Origin of the sequence: Algoriphagus sp. PAP.12 (assembly GCF_026652115.1) — a bacterium.
Lineage (GTDB): Bacteria > Bacteroidota > Bacteroidia > Cytophagales > Cyclobacteriaceae > Algoriphagus.
Genome location: NZ_JAPPSQ010000005.1, coordinates 33,126 through 55,191, shown reverse-complemented (window position 1 = coordinate 55,191; position 22,066 = coordinate 33,126). Strand labels below are relative to the sequence as shown.

Sequence of the window (22,066 nt, the reverse complement as noted above, 5' to 3'; positions counted from 1 at the left end):
GAAGTCAGAAATATAAAGTTTGAAAGTTGAAAGGCGCTAGACTTTATTCAAAGTCCTAGGCTATTATTTCTCTAGATGAAAGATATTTAAGGGCAGCTTATAGGCAATTTCAAACATCCATCCATCAATCTTTGTCTCATCCTGAAAAGATCCGGACTCATTTTGATTTCCCCATTCATAGGAGAGGATTCGGTAGGGGTAAGGAGAAATCAAATAGTTCCCTTGAATAAGTAAAAAAGAGGATTTAAAAATTGAAAACTCTGTATGGATGCCAATCTTAAAAAAAGAGGGTATTGGCTTGTTTTTGATTTGATAATCGAAGGAAATCCCTTTTGATTCAAAGCTTTTTTCAAAAGGAATATTTTGACCATAGGTTGGTTTTTCGGTGGAAAAGACAATGATGTTTGCTGAAGAATGGACTCCAAAACGTATCCCTTTGTCCTTTTTTAGCGGAATATCGTATCGAATGCCTATTGGAAGGTAGAGGGAATTGAAGTTTAAATGGGTACGAAGCTTGTCATTTGGATTTCCTAGGAAATATACTTTCTCTGAATTATGCCAAATAAATCCTAGTCCTGTTTCAATAGATAAATTGTTTTTACGGAAACCGTAGGTAGAAGCTACTGCGCCATCCATTTCTCCATAAATGTCAAAAAAGATGTTTTCACCTGGAGTAGTATTGTGTTTTCGGATTCCAAATTGGAATAATAAATATGGCCCGTCTTCCCTGTTGTTTTTTAACCTCATTTCCCTTTTTTCTAAGGGAGTGAGTTTGTTAGCCATATAAGCAGCATGATCTTTTACTTGCGCAAATAATAAATTAGGCAATAGTAAAAGCCAGATTGTTAAAAATTTCATATTTCCTACCAATAAAAATATATTCAATAACGAAAAGTGTAGTCTTTTTATTTGAGTTGTTCCAGCATTTGAATGGTTAATCGGCCAAATCCGTATGAAAAACTGAAGAAAGCACCTTGTACAATTCAGGGTGCTTTTCTTTGAATAAGTGAGGCTGCTCAAAGAAATATTCGCTTGTCACAGCCAAAAACTCTTGCGGATTGGTGGCTCCATATACATTGATATCACTTTTTCCTTCCAGCATTTCCTCTGTGTTCTTTTTGATCAACTGCATCCAGGGAAGGATAGATTGATGTTTCATGAAAATGGCAGGAATCCCATCAACCTCTCCATCTTGCTTGTCAAAAAGGTGGACGAATTCATGGATTCCCACATTGTGTTTGTCGGTTTTATTTTCAAACCCTTGCCAAAGAGCTGGCTTGGAGAAAATCACCAAATTGCTCATCATGCCTCCGCTTCCTGCCATTCCGGTTACATTTCTATCACCTTCGGAAAAGTTGAAATCTTCCGAAAAGGTGTCTGGATACAAAAGAACTTCAACCAAAGTTTTGTATTCCCACTCCGGAAATCTGAAAATGGGGATTACGGCACTGCTGGCCACTAAAAGCCGGTCTTCGTCAGTCACTTCAGTTTTGATGCCGGTGATTTTGATCCGTTTCAGAAATCGTTGAATATCGCTTTCGAATACCAATCTGTCACTTTCAGATAATTCCTTGTAAAAATGGACTTCTTCCAAAAGGAATTTTCTCCAACCAGGAGGGAAGACCTCTGGAACATCCAAACCGCTTTTTTTGACTTTGGACCGATAAATCACCCAACCTAACATACTTAAAAGAAAAAGGGCAAAGAGGAGGGTAAAGGTATTCATGAGGGATTAACTAATTTCTCCAGCTAAATTAGTTATTCCAATGGAATTAATCCCTATTTCCCCATTTCGTGTCTGCTTGCGTTAGTTCGTTTCTCTCGAGCGGAGAAATAAAGCTTTGTGGAGACAGGGGACGAGGAAAAGCCCACATTGAAACCCTCCAAGGGTTCTGAGCCCTTGGAGGGTTGGATAGTAGAATGTGACGCCTGTTTCCGAGGGATAATCGAGATCTGGAAGGATAGGGACGAGGAGTTGGTTTGGATTAAGATTTTGAGGTAGCTGGGATTTTGTTGATTTCAATAAAATGCAAATCGTTTGAATTATATCCATGTTTCTTACTGGTTTTACTGGCTCATCTTTTAAAAAAATATATTTTTTTCCTCTTAGCTCCTTTTCTCCAGTGCTATTTTCTTTGAAAATCCCTCCATTATGAAAGGAGTTCCTAGTATGTCTTATTACATCAAATTCACTGAGAATCACTTTACTTTTGTTATCATCAAATTTTTCAATTATTTTCTTAATAACCCTTGAAATATACCTGTCCTCTTCTCCAAATATTTCATTGGATTTCTTCCTTAGGAAACTTTCATAAATATTCCAGATATTGAATAATTGCCCCAATGAATTGATTCTTATTTGTTCATGAAGAAATTCCAAGCTTACAATCTTGTAGTATTTTTCAGCATATGGTGCAGTATATAAATTTTCTTTTTTTGCCCCACCCAAAATAGCATGAGATAAATAGTCAAGGTATATTACTGACGTAATACGAAGTAAATTATGACAGAATTCATCTTGAAGATTTGAGTTTAAAACTTCATTCTGAAATTCTTCTATTTCGTGAATTGTTTCTTGAACTGTTGCCATAACTTCTTTCTAAAATTAGTCAAAATTTTGTGGTTAAATGACTTGACTGTCAAGGTGCAAATATTCTCCTAAGAAAAATTTGAAAGGTGGGGCTAAGACAAGTATCGACAAAGCGTATTCCGGAACGCTTGTCAAATTCTCATCACAAAAGTATTCATTATCAAACATGCCATCAAGAATCGAACTCTAGGCAACGTCTTGACAATATTATCGAGGATTATGAGCCGGCTCTCGAGGATTGCATTGATTTGGTTCAAAAAAGATATAAAAGGTTATTTTGAAAATAAAACCATTAAAAACGAAAAAAGCCACTCATTTCTGAGTGGCTTGTGCTCCCCCTCTTGGGCTCGAACCAAGGACCCCATGATTAACAGTCATGTGCTCTAACCAGCTGAGCTAAGGAGGAATTTTTTTCTTTCGTTAACCGCGTTTGTTTAACGTGATGCAAATGTAGAGGCATCTTTGATTTTTTCCAAACATGCGAACAAAAAATCTTTCTCTTTTTGCTCCCAGGCTACTTTTCCTTTTCTGAATCAGGGACTTATTTTTTTAAAATTTTTCTAAAAAAGTTGAGCTAATCGGATGTTGAAGCTCATTTTTCAATGATTCTTCTTAAAAGCCTCGGAAATTAGATCAAATACAAATCTCTGGAATTCTTTCGTCGTAGGGGTTTTTCAGTGGAGAATTGTTATTTTCAGTCCTTGTCATTTTTATTCCCTAACCTATCATCATGAACTCAAATTTTAACCGAAGATCGTTTTTAAAATATTCCTCACTAGCTGCCCTTGGAATGCAGTTTTTACCTTTTCAAGGACTTCGAGCAGCCCCCTCAGACCGCTTGAGAATAGCCCATATAGGTTTGGGAGGGATGGGATTGAACCATCTTCGCTGGTTTGCCAACTTGCCTGAAGCTGAGATTGTGGCTCTGTGCGATGTGGATACAGTCCGAACCGAGGAAGCTTTGGCGAAATTGAAGGAAATCCATCCAGATTCGAAGGCTCAGCTTTATCAGGATTTCAGGAGAGTGTTGGAACGGGATGATATAGATGCCGTGACCATTGCCACTCCCGATCACTGGCATGCCCAGATTGCTATTTTGGCATTTCAGGCAGGCAAAGATGTGTATGGAGAGAAACCTCTTTCATTTTCACAAAAAGAAGGTCTTTGGATGTTGAATTCTCAGAGGGATACAGGGAGAATATTTCAGATGGGAACACAAATCCATGCGGGAGACAATTACCATCGTGTTGCTGAGATCGTTCAATCTGGCGTTTTGGGCAAAATCAAAACTGTAAGACTTTGGAAGACAGGTGAACCACCTGTGATTGAAAAACTGAATTACCAGGCACCCCCTGCCAATTTGGATTGGGATATGTGGCTCGGACCTGCTCCTATGGCAGATTATGCGCCTGAGAAATGCCATTTCACCTATCGCTATTTTATGGAATATTCAGGAGGCGTTTTCCAGGATTTTTGGTGTCATATTGCTGATATTGTTTGGTGGTCTTTGGGCCCTGAAGGACTCAAAAAGGTCAAAGCTGTGGGTGAGGAATCTGACGGTGTGGGAGATACTCCAAAATGGATTGATGTGGATATGAAGTTTAAAAACTTGGATCTCTTTTGGACATCAGAAAGACCTGATTTACCGGGTGAAATCGGGAAAAGTATCGGAGCTTATTTTGAAGGAAGTAAAGGGACTTTGATCTGTGACTACAGCAATCGAGAGATTCGAATCGACGGAAAAGTCATGGATGATATTCCGGAAATTCCCAAAACTATTATCCGGTCTCCGGGGCATCAGCAGAACTTTATCGATGCTGTAAAAGCGAGAACCCAACCGGAATCCAATTTGGAATATGCGCGTCAAATGGTCATGCCTATGCATTTGGCTATGATTTCATATAAGCTTCAAGAGGAATTGAAATGGAATGCAAAGAAAGAAGAATTCAAAAATAATGATGCGGCAAATCAATTGCTTTTTAGACCATATAGAGATAAATGGAATTTGATCGGAATCTAAACAATGCCCCGAAAAATCCATAAATTAGATAGGTAAACTTAAAATAATTCAAAATGCCTCAATATTCTATTAATATTAACGGTGAGCAAAAATCTATCGATGCTCCGGAGGATATGCCCATATTATGGGTTATCCGTGATCTGTTAGGGATGAAAGGGACCAAATTTGGCTGCGGGAAAGCTTTATGTGGTGCATGCACAGTTCATTTGGATGGTCAGGCCATTCGGTCTTGTTCAATGCCTGTTTCTGCCTTGGGTATTGGAAAAATCACCACAATTGAAGGCTTGTCAGATGAAGGAAATCATCCTGTTCAAAAAGCTTGGGTGGAGCATATTGTTCCTCAATGTGGCTATTGCCAATCAGGGCAAATTATGAATGCGGCTTCTTTGTTGAATCAAAATCCGAATCCAAGCGATGAAGAAATAGAACAGGCAATGTCTGGTAATTTGTGCCGATGTGGAACCTATAATCGCATCAAAGAAGCAATCAAAACTGCTTCCAATTCCTGATCTTCTACCTTAAACCCGAAAAATTATGTTTCCGCCTATACCCATTTTCAAAAATAAAGAAGTAGAAGACCGTAGCCAGGTTTTCAAAGCTTCACGAAGAGATTTCCTCAAGCTAGGTTCTTTGGCCGCTGGTGGATTACTCCTCGGAGTCAATTTTCAATGCTCCGGCCCCAAAGGTGAATTAGTCACTTTTGCGCCCAATGTTTACCTCAGCATCAATTCTGATAATGAAGTCACCATAATTGCCCATCGATCTGAAATGGGAACGGGAATTCGGACCTCTTTGCCTCAGATCGTTGCCGATGAGCTGGGAGCTGATTGGAGCAAAGTGAAGATCGTCCAAGCGGAAGGGGACGAGGAAAAATATGGGAATCAAAATACCGATGGCTCCTTTTCCGTCAGGATGTTTTATGAACCGATGCGAAAAGCAGGTGCCACCGGCCGAATCATGTTGATCAAAGCGGCAGCAACTGATTGGGGCGTGGAGCCTTCGGAATGTGATACTGCCGATGGGATGGTGATTCACTCGGGATCAGGAAAAAAAGTTCCTTTTGGAGAATTGGTTGCAAAACTGAAAGAGGCCCCATTGCCGGCAGAAGGAGAGCTTATTCTTCGGGATTTTTCAAATTATAAATTGATTGGAAAAGCCGTTCCGATTTATGATTTGAAGGATATTTCCCAAGGAAAAGCTGTTTTTGGAGCAGATGTGGATCTGCCCAATATGAAGGTTGCAGTGGTAAAACGCTGTCCTGTGATTGGTGGAAAAGTGATTTCTTTTGATGAAGAGAAAGCTTTGGCAGTGCCTGGCGTAGTACAGGTGGTGAAAATAGAAGGATCATATCCAACCGGTTTGGACAAAGCCTTGGAAGGTGTGGCTGTGATCGCAGACAATACTTGGTCTGCTATGAAAGGCAGAGATGCTTTGGAGGTAGAGTGGGATTTGGGAGTCAATAAAGATTACAGCTCTGCAAAGCAGATGGCAGAAATGCTGGAAAGTACCAAAAGTAACGGGAAGGTCAGAAGAAAAAGAGGTGATTTTGATGGAGCAAGAAGGTCAGCTTCCAAAGTGATTGAAAGAACCTACGAAGTTCCCTATTATGCCCATGCCACGATGGAGCCACCAACAGCTATTGCTGATGTGAAAGCCGATGGAAGCTGTGAGGTTTGGGCTCCTTCCCAACATCCTCAATGGGCTAGAGGTGCTGTAGCAACCGCTCTAGGAGTGGATGCTTCTCAAGTTACGGTGAATGTGACGCTCTTAGGTGGAGGTTTTGGTCGTAAATCCAAACCCGATTATGTAGTAGAAGCGGCTTTGCTTTCTAAGGCTGCAAAAACACCTGTTCGAGTTCAATGGACTCGAGAGGATGATATCCATTTTGATTGTTATCATTCATTGAGTGCCCAGCGAATCAGGGCTACTCTGGATGGATCAGGAAATCTGACAGGATGGAACCACCATACTGTGTTTCCAGCCATAGGTTCTTCCAGTGCTTTGACAGAAGTCCAGCCTTCAGACGGAGAAATGGGCTTAGGTTGTACTGACTTTCCTTTTGATGTGCCCAATATTCGGATTGAATCCCATGAGTCTACTGGGCATGTGAGAGTTGGCTGGCTTCGGTCGGTGAGTAATATCCATCATGCTTTTGCCATTCATTCTATGATAGATGAAATAGCAGAGGCTAGAGGAAAGGATCCTGTAGAGAATTATTATGAATTGATTGGTCCTGAACGGGATATTGATTTCCAATCAGAGATGGTCGATGGAGCCTATCCCAATTATGGGGAAAAGATTGAAGAGTATCCTTGGAATACAGGCAGAATGTTAAACGTAGTTAGGGAGTTAACAGAAAAATCGAATTATAAAGCGAAGAAAGAAGCAGGGAGAATCATGGGATTTGCAGCTCATAAAAGCTTTCTAACCTATGTGGCTTGTCTGGTGATTTTAGATAAAGATTCCAATGGAAATATTACTATCCCAGAGGTTCATTATGCAGTAGATTGTGGGGTTGGAGTGAATATTGACCGGATCAAATCACAGTTTGAAGGAGGTGCTCAATTCGCCATGAGTTTGGCGACTGCTTCTGAGGTAACCTTTGAAAATGGGGTAGCCCAACAAAGTAATTTTGATACCTATCCAATCATCAGGATGCCTGAATCTCCGAAAGAAATCCATGTTCACATAGTAGAGAGTTCCATCAAGCCGACCGGGGTAGGAGAGCCACCGGTTCCACCATTTATTCCTGCTTTGGCCAATGCCATATATCGTCTAAATGGAAAGCGGATTTATAAATTGCCTTTCAAGGTTTAATTAAAAGAATTAGAGTTTTGTAATGGTTCAAGTCTTCTGGCTTGAACCATTTTTTTATTGTTTTAAAATAGTTGATTTATTCACATATCTCTTAGCTTGGACTGTTTGAGAGACTGTTTTAATAGGTCGTTTCCTGTTAGCTTTAATTTTTAATTTCTTTCGAACAAACAAAAAACATGACAGGTTTTATTGATTATGTGACTTATGAAAGACCAAAAGTCACCAAAAGTCTTTTGCCTGAATTGGCTTGAAAATGCCTGCGGACATTTTCTGCCAGATTGGGTCAAACGCTAAAAATCGCCGGATTTCCGAACAAGTTCGGAACTAGCCGATTTTCTTTACGCTTTTTGACCTTAACTCGGGACCAGCCACTTCAAAGCAGATTCCAAATTATTCAAGTAATCTTTTAGAATTCCAGATCTTTTGAATTTTGCAAATAACTTAATTATTGTGGTGCTGTGGGCGTCGCAGCCGCGGGGCGTGCGTAGATATTGCGGGTGGAAGCTTAGCTGCGACTAGGCCTTTTCGTACTTTTGGGCCAGGCCAAAAGTACATTCAATGGTTTGAAATCCATGGTGATTGAATTAACATTTGGCATTAAAAATCTTTATAGTTTTAGGCCAGTGAAGAATTCAAATCACTAGATTAATTTGATTATACCCCTAAAATGGAAAGCGGTGGCCCCGTATCCCGACACATTTCGGGATCGGTCTTTTTTCACCTATTGGAAAAAGGAGAGAAAAGTAAAAAAAGGATCAGGATTAATTTTATATAAATCAATTACCAGAATGCGAATTGCATAGCCTTTTCCCTAATTTTAGTGCTTTGAGATCATGATGAAAAACAAACTGACTTCCCTTCTTTTCTTAATTACTTTTTCAATTGCTTCTGCCCAGGACTTTCCGATTTCAACAGAATATTTCGAAGAAGGTGTTCCTCAGGACACGATAAGAAATCCAATTTTGGAAGAGATCAGTGGGATAGCTTTTTCCAAGCTTCATCCCAACCTGATTTATGCTCAAACCGATAGTGGAGGAGAACCGGCAGTTTATCTTTTAGACTCTTTAGGAAATGAGTTGGGTAAAATTATGCTGAAAGGTGTGAAAAATAGGGATTGGGAAGATATAGCCGTGGCTGAAGGTCCAGATGGGAAGTGCTATATCTATGTTGCTGAAATTGGAGATAATGCAGCGGTTCATCCTTCTGTTTTTATTTATAAAATTCCAGAACCATTATCGATAAGGGAGATTTCCGAAGTAAAGCCAGAAATCATGGAGTTAGAATATCCTGGAGGCGCGAGAGATGCCGAGACGCTCCTAGTGGACAAACAGGATGGGAAGATTTACATCCTTTCCAAAAGAGACAAAAAAAACAATTTGTACAGTGTGAATTGGGACAAATTTGGAAAGGATAAAGCGATTGAATTGGACAAGGAGATTGAGTTACCGATTACTTCTTCTGTTGGAGGGGATATCTCTTTTCAGGCTGATCAGATATTGATTAAAAATTACTTAGCTATTTATTATTGGAAAAGAGCAAGTGGTCAAAGCATTGTTGAGGCATTGGAGGAAACTCCCATAAGCCTTCCTTATGTACCAGAGCCGCAAGGAGAGTCAATTGGTTTTTCACCTAATGGAAGGAGCTTTTTTACCTTGAGTGAAAAGAGATTCAATATCAATCCGGTTTTATATCGTTATTCATCCAAACATTAAATCATGCAGACAACTTCCAGGATTTTGATGGTTAGACCGGCGAATTTCGGCTTCAATTCCGAGACAGCTAAGAATAATTTTTATCAAAAAGCGGATGAAAGATCAGCTGAGGAAATCAGAAACTTGGCCAGGAATGAGTTTGATGGTTTTGTCAATTTATTGCGAGATCAAAGAGTCGAAGTAATGGTTGTGGAGGATACAGAAAGCCCGGTGAAAACTGATGCCGTCTTTCCCAATAATTGGTTTAGCACTCATCCAGACGGAAAGCTTATTTTATATCCTATGTTTTCCCCAAACAGAAGACTGGAAAGGAGGAAGGATATTGTTGAGAAGCTAATCAATGAAGGGTTTCAGGTAAATGAAATTCTTGATTTAAGTTTTTTTGAGCAAGATGATCAGTTTCTGGAGGGAACAGGGAGCATGGTCATGGATCATGATGCGAAGGTGATTTACGCTTGTTATGCAGAGAGAACCCATCCTTTTCCCTTGGAATATGTCGGAAAGCTTTTGGGGTATCAAATTATCGGATTTGAGGCACAACAGGAGATCGAGGGGAAGTTGAGTCCGATTTACCATACCAATGTGATGATGCATGTAGGGACAGATCTGGCAGTGGTTTGCTTGGAAAGTATTACAAAAGCCTCGGATCGGCTGAAAGTCCAGCAAAGTCTTACTTCATCTGGAAAAAAAGTTATTCCGATTACGGCTAAGCAAAAGTTCAATTTTGCCGGAAATATGCTGGAAGTAAGCAATGATGGTGGAGAAAAATTCACGGTTATGTCCCAAACGGCATATGATTCTTTGAATGTCGGGCAGATTCAAATCATAGAAAAATATACTACGATTATCAGTCCTCAAATTCCTACCATAGAAAAATTAGGTGGAGGAAGTGCTAGGTGTATGATTGCTGAAATCTTTTTGCCCAAGACTTCATAGCTTTCAACCCTTGGCTCGAATAGCCCAAGCCTCATTCAGAAGCTCATAAATGATTGAAACAGGAAAGTCTTCATTAGAATTCAGCTGAAAATGCTTCATTTTTGCTCGGTCACCAGATTCCAAAAGAGGGTTGGTTAGCGATATCCCATCAACAAAAAGGATATAAGGCTCTTGAGATTTTTTGTCTTTCCACAGGTAAAGCCAAGGTTTGGAGTCTAAAACAAAACAGGGCATTCCATACTTCACTGTTTCAGATACCTGTCTGTCAAACTCAAGAATGATACTTCTCAAGGCTAAAAAGCAGCTTTTTTGAGGTTCTGGTTGGATATCGAAAAATTCTTCAATGGATTTCATGAAATTCTTTAGCCTAAAACTATCAAAAAAAAGACCTTTGGGGAATTCAATCCTCAAAGGTCTTTAGAACAGTGATGGGATGTAAGTTAAATCCCTGTATAGTTAAATGGAGAGATTGCTTTTAGTTCACCTTTCAAAATATCCGAAATAGGAAGTCCATCGATGAAAGTCGCAATAGACTTTTGAGTGATTTTCTCATTGGTTCTGGTCAGGTCTTTCAATGCTTCATAAGGCTTAGGGAAACCTTCTCTTCTCAAGATGGTTTGGATTGCTTCAGCTACTACAGCCCAGTTTTCTTCCAAATCTGCATCAATCGCTGCTTGGTTCAATTCCAATTTGCCCAATCCTTTTTGAAGAGATTCCAAAGAAATCAACATATGAGCCAAAGGAACTCCGATCACTCTCAAAACGGTACTATCTGTCAAGTCGCGCTGAAGTCTTGAAATAGGAAGTTTTGCAGCCAAATGCTCCAACAAGGCATTTGCGATGCCCAAGTTACCTTCAGCATTTTCAAAATCAATCGGATTGACTTTATGAGGCATGGCAGATGAACCAATCTCACCAGCTTTGATTTTCTGCTTGAAGTAGTTCATGGATACATATTGCCATACATCTTTGGAAAGATCTAAAAGGACCGTGTTGATTCTTTTTAGGCCATCAAAAACAGCCGCTAAGTTATCGTAATGCTCAATTTGGGTGGTAGGATAGCTTCTTTCCAATCCTAGGTATTCTTCCACAAAAGTAAATGCGAATTCATTCCAGGCGATATCAGGATAAGCTACATTATGCGCATTCAAATTTCCTGTGGCTCCACCAAATTTGGCAGAGAAAGGAACTTGATTCAACAATTCAAACTGTTTTTCCAAACGAACGATGAACACTTCGATTTCTTTACCCAAGCGAGATGGAGAAGCAGGCTGACCGTGAGTTTTGGCTAGCATAGAAACGTCCTTCCAATCAGCTGCATAGATTTTCAACTTTCCGATCACTGCTTCCAAAGCTGGATAGATTACCTCTTCCAAACCTTCTTTAAGCATCAGAGGGGTGGAGGTATTATTGATATCCTGAGAAGTCAAACCGAAGTGGATAAACTCCTTGTATTGCTCCAATCCCAATCCATCAAACTTCTCTTTCAAGAAGTATTCAACTGCTTTGACATCGTGGTTGGTGACCTTTTCGGTTTCTTTGATCGTCTGAGCATCTTCCAAAGAAAAATTACCGACAATAGCTCTCAGATCCTGGAATAGATCTTTGTTGAAGTCCTTCAATTGAGGCAGAGGTAACTCACAAAGAGCTATGAAATATTCTACTTCGACATGGACCCGATATTTGATCAGGGCAAATTCTGAAAAGTAGGCTCTCAAAGGTGCCGTTTTTCCGGCGTATCTTCCATCTACGGAGCTGACAGCAGTCAGTGCATTTAATTCCATTTCTTAGGTTTTTTTCTGGTTTGGCTTCCAAAATTTTGAGCCGCAATTTAGCTCTTTGCTTCCAAAATAACTCCTGAGAATGAGAATAATCGTCCAATACCAAACATACTTCGTCAAAATCAGCTTTTCTTTTCGAATTTCTCAGAGATTAAGGCGATTATCATTTCTGAGCGATTAATTTTGCACCCGAATCATAGAATTATCATTTCGAATGTTCAATTTCTTTAAAAAGAAAAAGGAGGAGGTAAAAAGCAAAAACTCCTATATCCCCTTAAAGGTCCGTGAAGTTATCAGAGAAACTCCAGATACGGTCAGTATATATTTTGAGCAACCAGAACCCTTTTTGGAATACAAAGCAGGTCAATTTCTGACATTGGTAATGGATTTGGGAGGAAAGGAGCAAAGAAGATCCTATAGTCTTTGTACTTCTCCATTTGTGGATCCTTTTCCCGGAATCGCTGTCAAAAGGGTAGAGGGTGGTTTGTTTTCCAATCATCTGAATGACAATATTTTCCCCGGTAAGACCATCAATGTTCTAAAACCACTGGGTAAGTTTACAACTGATTTTCATTCCAAAAATCAGCGCCATTTCATCATGGTGGCAGGTGGTAGTGGAATCACTCCGATTATGGGGATCATGAAATCAGTTTTGGTGAATGAACCCAATTCAATCATCACCTTGATTTATTCAAGCAGAAATGAGGAGCAGATTATTTTCAAGGAGCAATTGGATATGCTTCAAAAAGGAAATCCTGACAGACTGAAAGTTATTCATAATCTGAGCCAACCATCTGGTGAATGGACAGGGCCTAAAGGCAGATTGAATAAGGATACTTTCAGAGAATTTGTGAGCAATGCGGAATATGAGCAGCGCTATGAAGAAATCTATTACCTCTGCGGTCCCGATGGAATCATGGAAACAGCAAAGTCTGTTTTGGAAGAAATAGGAGTACCTGAAGAAAGAATACATCACGAGAGTTTCTTTTCTGCTTCCGCTCATCAGGCGCATGAAGACGCCTTGGCTGGAATCAATAGTGGAATCTTGACCAGAGATGTGAAAATCCTTTTGGAAGGAGAGGAATTTGACGTAACCGTCACTCCTGACAAAACTGTTTTGGAAGCAGGCTTGGATTCAGGAATTAATATGCCGTATAGCTGTCAAAGTGGACTTTGTACTTCTTGCCGAGGAAGATTGCTAAGTGGAGAAGTGAAAATGGATGAAGATGCGGGCTTGAGCAAAAATGAATTGGCAGCCGGTTATGTACTTTGCTGTGTCTCCCGCCCGATGACAGATGATGTTAAAATTATCGTTGAGTAAAATTTGAATTTTGGATTTCGAACAAACAAGAAAAGCCTATAGAAGTCAAGAAATGTTGGTGCTGATCCTGATGGTGATCAGTTTGCCACTTTTTGGCTTTGTTTATCTCTATTACAATTCGGGTAATCTGGATTGGAATCTTCCTAAACTACCAGATTTGATTCATGGTTTACTGGTTGGAATAGGCGTAGGTTTATTGATCGGCCAATACCTAATTTTTCACAATAAGCTGAAGGTTGCGAAGTCAGCTGAGGAGCTTTTTTTGAAGTTGGATGTTTATATCAAGGCTACCAGAAAAAGGTTTTTGATCCTGTTTGCAATTTCCTTGATTAGCACGATAGGCTTGTTGTTTTTTAAGAGTGCCTTTTACATTGTCATATTTGCCGTGACCTTGCTTTTTTATTCCTTGGCAAAACCAACTCCGGACAGGATCAAGAGATTGCTTAAGCTGAATAAGGAGGATGCTGAAATCGTAAAAGACATCGCAAGACCTTCCTGATAAAAAAAATAGTCCCGGAAAATCCAGGACTATTTTTTTGAATAAAAAGACCTAAAAACGTCAATTATCAATGGTAATACCTCCAGAGGAGATATTGCCTTTGATGGTGTCGGAGGCTCCGTTGTCGATCTCCAATGTCTTTCCTGTGCTAATTCCTCCTACTTTTAGGTTACCGGAGGAAGCTTTCAATTCGAAATTATAGGCCTTCAAGTCAGAGTTGGTTTGAACTCTGAAATTGCCAGAGGTTCCTGAGAAAGAAGTGTTTGGTCCCAAGCCTGCATCTTCAGCTCTGATATTTCCCGATGTAAATCTCAATCTTCCCAATTGGCCAATGTGATACAATTTGGCATTTCCTGAAGTCAAATTGACGCTAAGTTCTCCATCCACATTTTCTGCAGTTAAAGACCCACTTGTAGATTGATAATCCAGATCTCCAGATACATTCTTAATGTCTGCATTTCCAGAAGTCAGTCCTGCGTCAATACTTCCTGTAACTCCATCTACATTTAGATTTCCTGAGGTAGCACCGATATTCAAATCTCCTCCAATTTTAGATGCAGTAATTTTGCCGGAGGTTACTTTTAATGTGGTTTCATCATTGGAAACCCTGTCCACTGTCAAGTTTCCTGAGCTGTTTTTGATTTCCAAATCCATGTTTTCAGGACCCGAAATCTTGATCCAGCCTTTGGATCTATTCGTATTCCAAGACATATTTCTGTTGCTTCTCTCGTAGGAGATTTTCAAAACATCTCCCAAAGTGACAAAAATGATATCCTGATTTTCATCCTCAGATTGAAGGTATGCCTCCACCTGAACATCTCCAGAGCTGCCGCCTTGGTAGCTGACATCCAGCCATCCGCCTTGAACTTCTATAGTTTTGATCCCTGGGTAGGATTTGTTGACGTCTACAAGGACGTTTTGAGCAAAGGCCATAGTCGAGAAAAAGACCAGTGCCAATGTGAAAGAAAGATTTGATAGTAATTTTTTCATAGTGATTTGTGTTAATTAACGCGAAGACCAAAACTCATAGCCTGCATTTCTGGGCCTAGGCCTGGTTGGAATAGATCATTTAGGTCATAATTAAGGAAGAAAGTCACATCGCCCACTCCGATTTCTCCTCGGAGGCCATAGCGGAAATTCTCAGCATACATATTGGATTTAGTATAGCTTTTTTGCTTGTCTCCATTAGTATCATCATAGACATATTTACCTCGGCCTCCCAATCGATATCCGGCATATCCACCAGCACCGACTCTAAAGTTTCCATTGTTGGTTCTGATGGTTGGTACAATAGTCAAGGTAGCATAGGAAGCAGAAATCTTGGATTTTGTAGGAGTGCCTTCAGGGCCATTTGGAAGCTCATCGAAGTTGACAAAGTCCAGTCCATCAGGATTTTTTACTGCAATGATACGCTCATCATCAAATTTGAAATTGTACCAGCTAACACCTAGAGTAGATCTTAAGTGAAAGTTTTTGCTAGGCTTCCAAGTTCCAACGGATTGAAGGGAAACAAACCAACTTCCCCAAGGTTTGACTTGTGGAGCCCCTTTGTCATTAGGGTAGATATTGATTCCAACCTCAGTTTCCAAGAAATTGTATTCAAACTTGGATGACCTTTTGTTGATGTGAACCTCATTGTTGGAATGATCTTCCTCCCATTCATAAACCTTGGTTCCGTCTTCATATTTGATGACTTTCCAGGATTTCCCAAAAACAGTATAGGATTTTTCTTTTCCTTCCACTTGACTACTGTCAGTAGATTGAGCCATTACTCCCAGGCTAAAAAGGGAGAAAAGGGCTAGTGCTAAGTTAAATTTTCTCATAGTGGTTTAGTAAAAATAGTAGAAGAAAGGGGGAGGTAATTCCCCCTTTATTTAAAATACAACTCCGAAAGTAATCGGGTTTAATTCAGGTCCTTTTTGATCTTGGAAAAGGCTGTTCATGTCGTAGGTGGTAAAGAAAGTTACTCTTCCGACTCCGATTTCACCGCGAAGACCATAGCGAAGATTTTCTAGGTAAAGACCGGTATCCTGCTTGTCTTTCTTTCTTCCAGAGCCTCCCAACTCACGGTAGACATATTTGGACTGACCTCCCAATCGATAGCCGACATAAGGTCCAGCTGCCAATCTCAAGCCTCTTCTACCATTGTCATTCATTTTTCCAAAGTCCAACTCAAGCATAGTCATCGCAGTGATATAGGATGCGGAGATTTTGCTTTTGAACCCATTGACATCATCTCTTTGGATAAACTCTACCATGTCTTCACCTCTTACTGCTTGGAAATCTCTGTTTTCAAACTTGAAGTTGTAGAACTGGAATCCAATTCCGAAGTCCCAATAAAATCCTTTTGATAGACGTTGAGCTGCCATCCAGTTCAATCCCAGGTTCCAGCTTCCCCAACCTTTGACAGCGTAAGGGTTATCCGAGGTAGGGAAACCTCCATCAGAACTTAGATAGTTATTGACGCCAAGGTCAATATTAAAGTAGGTTCTAAATGGTGGGTCAGAGTTCTTTTTCTTTCCTCCCGGCTCCACTTTTACCTTGGTGTTCGGTCCTGATTCATCCACATAGATTCTCATGTTTCCGATCTGAACTTCAGTCTCTGGACCGTCCTCTCTGACTTTTACCAATTCCTTGGAGCTTCCGTCTTTCATCTTTACCTCAACGATAGTGAGTTCTCCAGTTTCTTCGTTCTCTTCCAAATCCAATGATCTGATGATATCATTGATATTCATGGATTTTAGTTTTTCGAAGTCTTCTTTGCTATCCACAAGGATGACAACTTTTCCATTCTTCCCAAATTCAATGACCACAGAATCTTGATTGATTTGATGATCAATGGCAGGTGGCATTTCGTAGGCATAAGCCATCTGTACCAAAGCCATCAGGCAAAATAATAGCAGGTATCTTTTCATTTTAGTTTTCAAATAATGGGTTGGTGATTTCTTTATTATTCTTCGTCGGCCACTTTTTCTCTTTTGGCGGTCAGGTTATTGAATAGGTTGCTTTTGGCATCTTGTAGATTGGCAAAGCCTTCATCTACTTTCCCTAGAAAACCTTCGACCTGGTTTACCTTTTTACCGATTCCGGCGATCAGGTTTTTGTCCTCTTTGATTCCATTGGAGTAGATCGTCACTTTGTAGGCTGGTTCTTCCTCGGTCTTGGTTTCTACAGCTGCTACAGCTTGATTCAGATCCAATGGTTTCAATTCAGGAATTTCTTTTTCTACAATCAATGGTTCGATTGCTTTTTTCTTTTCCTCCTTCACAGGTTCCTCAATCGGAGACTCATTTTGAGCGATCAAGTTTTGAGGCGCTTTAAACTCTTCTTGCTTGATGACTTTCTGAGTGTTCTGTTTTTTTGCTGTTTCAATTTTTGGTTTAGTTTGAGGCTTTTCCTCGTTTTCGATTGATGGAGTATCTGTTTCGTTTTCTTGAACCTCAGAAGGGATTTCTACGGATTCACGGTTTTGCTCAGGTTCAACCAATTCAGTTTGTACAGATTCTGCTACCAGGTTTTCCTCAGGAATCATTTCGTCACTAGACCAGTAGCTAGTTCCTACTGAAAAGAGAATCAAAAGAACAGCAGCCGCAGCCCACCAATAAATTTTGGTGTTTGACTTTTCTTTTTCAGGGAGTTGGTTTTCCAAGCGTTCCCAAGCCAATTGACTTGGTTTTACTTGGTGATCTTCGAGTTTTTCTCGAAACATCCGATCCATACTTTCATTGTTCTTAGCCATTGATTCTCCTTTCTTTGAGTTGTATGCTGGCAATTTTTTCCTTCAAAACATTCCTAGCTCGATTCAATTGGGATTTGGAAGTACTCTCCGTGATCCCTAGGAGTTCGGCGATTTCTTGGTGTGCATACCCTTCAATCGCATAAAGGTTGAATACTGTTCGGTAGCCTACCGGAAGGCTTTCAACCATCTCCATCAAATCTGCCGTTTCCAAATCTGTAGATTCGTAGTGGTGATGCTCATATTCATGGTCATCATCCACATTTACCTCCATCATCAGATGACGATTGCTTCTCAATGTCATCAAAGATTGTGTGACGACGATTCGCTTCATCCATCCTTCGAAACTTCCTTTTGCTTGATATTGCGGAAGCTTGTCGAAGATTTTCATAAAGCTTTCTATCATCACATCCTCAGCATGCTCCCGGTCTTTTAGGTACCGGATGCAGATCGCCAAAAACTTCCCTGAATAGGAATCATACAGATGCCGCTGGGCTGACCGATCACCCTTGAGGCATGCTTTGATTAATCCTGATTCGTTTGAAAAGTTGGTTTTGCCGAACATTCTGCTGAGCTTTCAATTAGGTAGATGTGGGTTCGTTAAAAAACGTTGCATCCATACCCGAAAAAAAATATAATATTTTTTAAAAATAATTTAAACAACAGAAAATCAGTATTTTATAATTAAATTTTTAGAAAACAGCCTTGTAATTAATTATAATATCCAAGAGGTTCCATTCGTTTTCTTTGATTGTGATTGGCTGAATATAACCATCTCCATCAAAGATATTGGCGAACAGTCCATTCTCCTCTTGAGTGAAAACAGAATACCTCCCCGGTGCCAATTGAAGTTGATAGGAGCCATCTTCTTCCGTTTCGATGGTGGTTACCGGAGTCCCCGAGACCGAAGTGAATAGGCCATTTTCATTCTTGGTATCCGCGACATTGGTGAGGGGATAAATCAACAAAGTGCGTTTGACCCCAACACCTTTGGGATTTTTTTCTGTTTCAGAATCCTCATCGATGATGCCGGGCATTTGGTTGCCTTCCAACCAGGTGACTGTACCTGTTACTCCTTCTCCTTCAGGTTTCATTGGCTTACAATACATTAAAATCAGGGTGAAAAGAATAAAGAAAGTGGAGTATGTGAACTTTTTCATTTGAAAGAATTGGTTTAGATACCTTCAAATAGCACAAATGATTCCAAATAGTGAGGAATAACAGTGTTCCAGCCATATTCTTCATGAAGTTTTTGCGCAAGGACCTCAGCGCCTTTTCCTTCACCGTGGATTATAAATGTCTTTTTGGGTTTTTCACAGAAGCCATCTGCCCATTCCATCAATTCGGATTGATCAGCATGAGCTGATAAACCATCGATCTGATAGATTTTAGCTTTTACTGGCACATCCAACCCGTAGATTCTGACACTCGGTTCTCCCTCTATCAATCTTCTTCCACGAGTTCCTTCAGCTTGATATCCTACGAAAATCACCCCGTTCTTCTCATTTGGTAAATGATGGAAAAGATGATGAAGTACACGACCTCCGGTTGCCATTCCAGAAGCTGAAATGATGATAGCACGACCCCGATATTCATTCAGTGATTTAGATTGCTCCTGCTTTTGGAAATAATGCAGTTGACTATGGTTGAAAGGATGCTGTGCATTTTCTTCCAAAACAGCAGATAGTTGATGGTCTTTTGCATAGTCCAGATAAATCTTGGTGGCATTGATTGCCATTGGTGAATCTAGAAATATTGGAACTTTTGGAATCTTACCCTTTTCCATCAACTGGAATAAGTAATACATGATCAATTGGGTTCTTCCCACTGCAAATGAAGGAATGATGACCAATCCATCTCGGTCAAAAACATCCAGAATTGCAGTAGCTAGTTCATTTTCAGGTTTTACGGGTGGAGAAACCCGATCACCATAGGTGGATTCAATCCATAGGATATCAGCTCGAGGAATTAAGGTGGGAGGATATAAAACCGGGTCATGAAATCTTCCTAAATCCCCAGAGAATACAAGTTTCTTTTCTTGATGATCTCCTTTGATATTGATCTTGGTAACTGCTGCTCCTAAAATATGACCAGCATAATAATAAGTAACAGTAATATCGGGATGGATTTGAAAGGGTGTTTCAAAAGGTTGGGGCACTAAAAGAGGAAAAACTGCTTCTGCATCTTCCATCGTATACAAAGGCTGTGGATCGTCATGTCTTGAGTAGCCTTTCTTTTTGGCATATTCAGCTTCTTCTTCCTGAAGTTTCCCGGAGTCCAGTAAAAGGATTTTTGCCAATTCGGCACTTGCTTCGGTGCAATAAATTGGTCCTCTAAATCCTTGTTTTACTAGTCGAGGCAGGTATCCAATATGGTCCAAATGGGCATGCGTGATTACGATCGCTTCCATTTCATCCACCGGCATGGGGAATTTATCCCAGTTGCGTTCTCTCAAGTCTCGAGGGCCCTGGAAAAGCCCACAATCCACTAAGAATTCGAATTCTCCTAAATCAATCAAATACTTGGAACCGGTCACTGATCCAGCTCCCCCCAAAAATTTTACGGTAACATCCATGGTCTATTGTTTTGCCAGAAGTTACAAAAAAAGAGACTTCCATTTGGAAGCCTCTTGAATTTTTAGTCGATACTGTCCGGTTCTTGTTGGAACTTGACCCTGGAGAGACTATCTAATGTCTCCCGATTTTGTTTTTCCATCTCCTCATTGGCGATTCTTTCCTCTTCATCCATCTCTTTATTTTCATCAGAATCAGTCTTGCAAGTCAAGCAAACCAACCCCGCTTCATTGAATGTCCAAACAGTAGAAGAATTGACATCAGAAGATCTGTAACCATTTCTATAGATCGTGTTTCGGATGATTTCCAAAAGTGATCTTTCCATAATGAATGGCTTTTCATAAGGAACTTTCAATATCAGATTCAATTTTTGATCTCTGAACATATCCAGTTGACTGATGTCGAACCCTTCGTCAAAAGTCATCACTGAGTCCATCACAGAAACTGAGTAGTCAAAATTCTGGGCATTGTTCAAAGCTTCAGCTTTCGTTTTACCTCTGGAGAAGAAGTCTTTTTCCAAAACAACTGTGGAATCAGCAGTCCCTTCCAGTTTAAGACTGACATGGTTAAAGGTCGCTTCATCTCCAATTGGATTCAATCGAAGGACCATTACATTGCCTGTGGGTGCCAAAACTTCAGAGGTTTTGTGCCAGTTTTCTTCTTTGAATTGAGCTACGATTCTTGGGATTTGGAAAGCACAGATTCCGATGCATAGCAACCATACAGCGAAGGCCACCAAACCAAATCTATTTCCAACCAGATTCTTTTTACTCAATACACTCAAGCCAAGCATCAGGATGATGATCCCTGGAATGATCAACAAGAAGCTAGCACCAACTGCCAACCAGATAGGGACAATATTGGAGAATAGCTCGATTGGGAAATTGTCCATCAAAGCCTGATAGTCATCCGTCGTGAAAAACCCAAGATAAACAGCCAAAGTAACCAAAGGAGCGATTGTCAGGGCCATTCCGATCAGAAAGATGATCAGTCCGAAAATCACTCTGAGAACGGAAATGATAAATACGCCCAAAGGTCCCAAAGCCTTTCCGATTGCTTCAATTACCTGTCCCAAAACCCGAAAAGGTGCCATTAAGATTTTTCTAGTCTGTGATTCAGGTTTGGGAGGGTTAGGATTTAGGTTTTCTTTCAAAGTGGAGTCAATGTTATCCAAGGTGATCTCGCCGCCTTTCATGCGGATTCTCTCTGTGATGGAAGTCGCCACTGGAGTGATAATCCAAAGAATCAAATAAATCAAAACTCCGGATCCTCCTGCAAGTGTCAATGCGACAAATGCTAAACGAGTCCAGATTACCTCGATTCCGAAGTAGGCAGCTAGTCCACTTGCAACACCACCCAAGGCTTTGTCATCCGGGTTTCTGTACAATTTCTTGATGTCTTTGTCTTCCTCTACATCATAGGAAACAGGTAGGATGATCCACATGACGATGTAGGCGACGATCGCAAAGAATCCGAGTCCCAAGTTGAAACGGAAATTGTCCCAAGGGAAAATGTCAAATACATCGAAGTGGAAGTTCAAATTTCCGGAGAAAAGCAAAAGGATGGCAATCAATCTTGTCCAAAGTGGATCTATGGAAAAGTAATTTGCCAAACCAGCGCAAACACCACCAAGAATCTTTCTTGGCTCATTTCGCATGAGTTTTTTATAGCCTCGTTTATCAGAATCTGGAGGAGTCACATATTTGTAGAAATCCTCATTTTTAGCTTGAGTTTCTTCTTCTGGATCATCTACCAAGGTTTCTTCTACAGAAACGAAATCGGCGATAGTCCCCATCTTCTCAATGAGCTTATCGACATTTTCGGCAGAGATTACCTGCTTGTTATTTTTCAAATTGCTGAGGAAAATCTCGGCAATTCGATTTTCTATATCAGAGATGATCTCTTGATTGTCTTTATAGGAAGAGAAATGCTTATTGATGGCATCCAGGTACTTTCGGAGTGTGTCGTAACCGTCTTCCTCGATGTGGAAAAGGATTCCACTGATATTGATGCTTATGGTCTTTTTCATTGTCATTTCAGTTTGTCATCGACGTTCGCTTAGGCGAAATACTGCTCGATTC

20 protein-coding genes and 1 tRNA gene are annotated in these 22,066 nt (G+C 40.3%); 7 read left to right on the top strand and 14 right to left on the bottom strand.

What is annotated here, in order from left to right; genetic code table 11:
* Positions 1 to 63 precede the first annotated feature (63 nt).
* The 4 genes from O0V13_RS08015 to O0V13_RS08000 all read right to left on the bottom strand — a co-directional run bounded on the left by O0V13_RS08015 (position 64) and on the right by O0V13_RS08000 (position 2,996).
* Positions 64 to 858: a hypothetical protein gene (locus tag O0V13_RS08015; RefSeq protein ID WP_268034456.1), complete on the bottom strand. Its 795-nt coding sequence runs from the start codon at positions 856 to 858 to the stop codon at positions 64 to 66.
* 76 nt (positions 859 to 934) lie between these two features.
* The gene (locus O0V13_RS08010; protein WP_268034455.1) at positions 935 to 1,726 is read right to left on the bottom strand and encodes a zinc-dependent peptidase; all 792 of its coding nucleotides are present in this window, start codon (positions 1,724 to 1,726) and stop codon (positions 935 to 937) included.
* 81 nt (positions 1,727 to 1,807) lie between these two features.
* A complete protein-coding gene (locus O0V13_RS08005; protein ID WP_268034454.1) occupies positions 1,808 to 2,590 on the bottom strand; it encodes a hypothetical protein in 783 nt (260 codons plus the stop codon).
* Between the two features lie 332 nt (positions 2,591 to 2,922).
* Positions 2,923 to 2,996 (bottom strand) — tRNA-Asn (locus O0V13_RS08000).
* A gap of 324 nt (positions 2,997 to 3,320) precedes the next feature.
* Here O0V13_RS08000 and O0V13_RS07995 point away from each other — a divergent pair.
* The 5 genes from O0V13_RS07995 (at position 3,321) to ctlX (ending at position 10,075) form a co-directional block, all read left to right on the top strand.
* Positions 3,321 to 4,610 (top strand): Gfo/Idh/MocA family protein, encoded by a 1,290-nt coding sequence (locus tag O0V13_RS07995; RefSeq protein ID WP_268034453.1) that lies wholly within the window; start codon positions 3,321 to 3,323, stop codon positions 4,608 to 4,610.
* A gap of 53 nt (positions 4,611 to 4,663) precedes the next feature.
* Positions 4,664 to 5,119: a (2Fe-2S)-binding protein gene (locus O0V13_RS07990; protein ID WP_268034452.1), complete on the top strand. Its 456-nt coding sequence runs from the start codon at positions 4,664 to 4,666 to the stop codon at positions 5,117 to 5,119.
* Positions 5,120 to 5,144: 25 nt separating this feature from the next.
* Entirely contained in the window at positions 5,145 to 7,427 is a 2,283-nt protein-coding gene (locus O0V13_RS07985) for a xanthine dehydrogenase family protein molybdopterin-binding subunit (protein WP_268034451.1), read from the top strand.
* An 833-nt stretch (positions 7,428 to 8,260) separates the two neighbouring features.
* Complete coding sequence (locus tag O0V13_RS07980) at positions 8,261 to 9,139, top strand: hypothetical protein (RefSeq protein ID WP_268034450.1); 879 nt, start codon at positions 8,261 to 8,263, stop codon at positions 9,137 to 9,139.
* Between the two features lie 3 nt (positions 9,140 to 9,142).
* Complete coding sequence (gene ctlX, locus O0V13_RS07975) at positions 9,143 to 10,075, top strand: citrulline utilization hydrolase CtlX (protein WP_268034449.1); 933 nt, start codon at positions 9,143 to 9,145, stop codon at positions 10,073 to 10,075.
* A 3-nt stretch (positions 10,076 to 10,078) separates the two neighbouring features.
* On the opposite strand, the gene O0V13_RS07970 is transcribed toward ctlX, so the two are convergent.
* A complete protein-coding gene (locus O0V13_RS07970) occupies positions 10,079 to 10,429 on the bottom strand; it encodes a DUF1801 domain-containing protein (RefSeq protein WP_268034448.1) in 351 nt (116 codons plus the stop codon).
* Between the two features lie 86 nt (positions 10,430 to 10,515).
* Complete coding sequence (purB, locus tag O0V13_RS07965; RefSeq protein ID WP_268034447.1) at positions 10,516 to 11,859, bottom strand: adenylosuccinate lyase; 1,344 nt, start codon at positions 11,857 to 11,859, stop codon at positions 10,516 to 10,518.
* 211 nt (positions 11,860 to 12,070) lie between these two features.
* Between purB and O0V13_RS07960 the strand changes: the two genes are divergently transcribed.
* A complete protein-coding gene (locus tag O0V13_RS07960; RefSeq protein WP_268034446.1) occupies positions 12,071 to 13,177 on the top strand; it encodes a ferredoxin--NADP reductase in 1,107 nt (368 codons plus the stop codon).
* A 10-nt stretch (positions 13,178 to 13,187) separates the two neighbouring features.
* The gene (locus O0V13_RS07955) at positions 13,188 to 13,676 is read left to right on the top strand and encodes a hypothetical protein (protein ID WP_268034445.1); all 489 of its coding nucleotides are present in this window, start codon (positions 13,188 to 13,190) and stop codon (positions 13,674 to 13,676) included.
* A gap of 60 nt (positions 13,677 to 13,736) precedes the next feature.
* On the opposite strand, the gene O0V13_RS07950 is transcribed toward O0V13_RS07955, so the two are convergent.
* The 8 genes from O0V13_RS07950 to O0V13_RS07915 form a co-directional block, all read right to left on the bottom strand.
* On the bottom strand, positions 13,737 to 14,666 hold the full coding sequence (locus O0V13_RS07950) for a DUF4097 family beta strand repeat-containing protein (RefSeq protein ID WP_268034444.1): 930 nt from the start codon (positions 14,664 to 14,666) through the stop codon (positions 13,737 to 13,739).
* 11 nt (positions 14,667 to 14,677) lie between these two features.
* Positions 14,678 to 15,499, bottom strand: a complete 822-nt coding sequence (locus O0V13_RS07945; protein WP_268034443.1) for an outer membrane beta-barrel protein — start codon at positions 15,497 to 15,499, stop codon at positions 14,678 to 14,680.
* A gap of 51 nt (positions 15,500 to 15,550) precedes the next feature.
* Positions 15,551 to 16,591 (bottom strand): outer membrane beta-barrel protein, encoded by a 1,041-nt coding sequence (locus O0V13_RS07940; protein ID WP_268034442.1) that lies wholly within the window; start codon positions 16,589 to 16,591, stop codon positions 15,551 to 15,553.
* 35 nt (positions 16,592 to 16,626) lie between these two features.
* Positions 16,627 to 17,415, bottom strand: coding sequence for a hypothetical protein (locus O0V13_RS07935; protein ID WP_268034441.1), 789 nt, complete (start codon positions 17,413 to 17,415; stop codon positions 16,627 to 16,629).
* Positions 17,408 to 17,977 carry an RNA polymerase sigma factor gene (locus tag O0V13_RS07930; RefSeq protein ID WP_073572091.1) on the bottom strand — a complete coding sequence of 190 codons (570 nt, stop codon included), beginning with the start codon at positions 17,975 to 17,977 and terminating at the stop codon, positions 17,408 to 17,410. Before O0V13_RS07930 ends, O0V13_RS07935 begins: the two co-directional genes overlap by 8 nt.
* A gap of 127 nt (positions 17,978 to 18,104) precedes the next feature.
* Positions 18,105 to 18,572, bottom strand: a complete 468-nt coding sequence (locus tag O0V13_RS07925; RefSeq protein WP_268034440.1) for a carboxypeptidase regulatory-like domain-containing protein — start codon at positions 18,570 to 18,572, stop codon at positions 18,105 to 18,107.
* Between the two features lie 14 nt (positions 18,573 to 18,586).
* Complete coding sequence (locus tag O0V13_RS07920; protein WP_268034439.1) at positions 18,587 to 19,987, bottom strand: MBL fold metallo-hydrolase RNA specificity domain-containing protein; 1,401 nt, start codon at positions 19,985 to 19,987, stop codon at positions 18,587 to 18,589.
* A 62-nt stretch (positions 19,988 to 20,049) separates the two neighbouring features.
* Positions 20,050 to 22,014: a PspC domain-containing protein gene (locus tag O0V13_RS07915; RefSeq protein ID WP_268034438.1), complete on the bottom strand. Its 1,965-nt coding sequence runs from the start codon at positions 22,012 to 22,014 to the stop codon at positions 20,050 to 20,052.
* Positions 22,015 to 22,066: the final 52 nt, after the last annotated feature.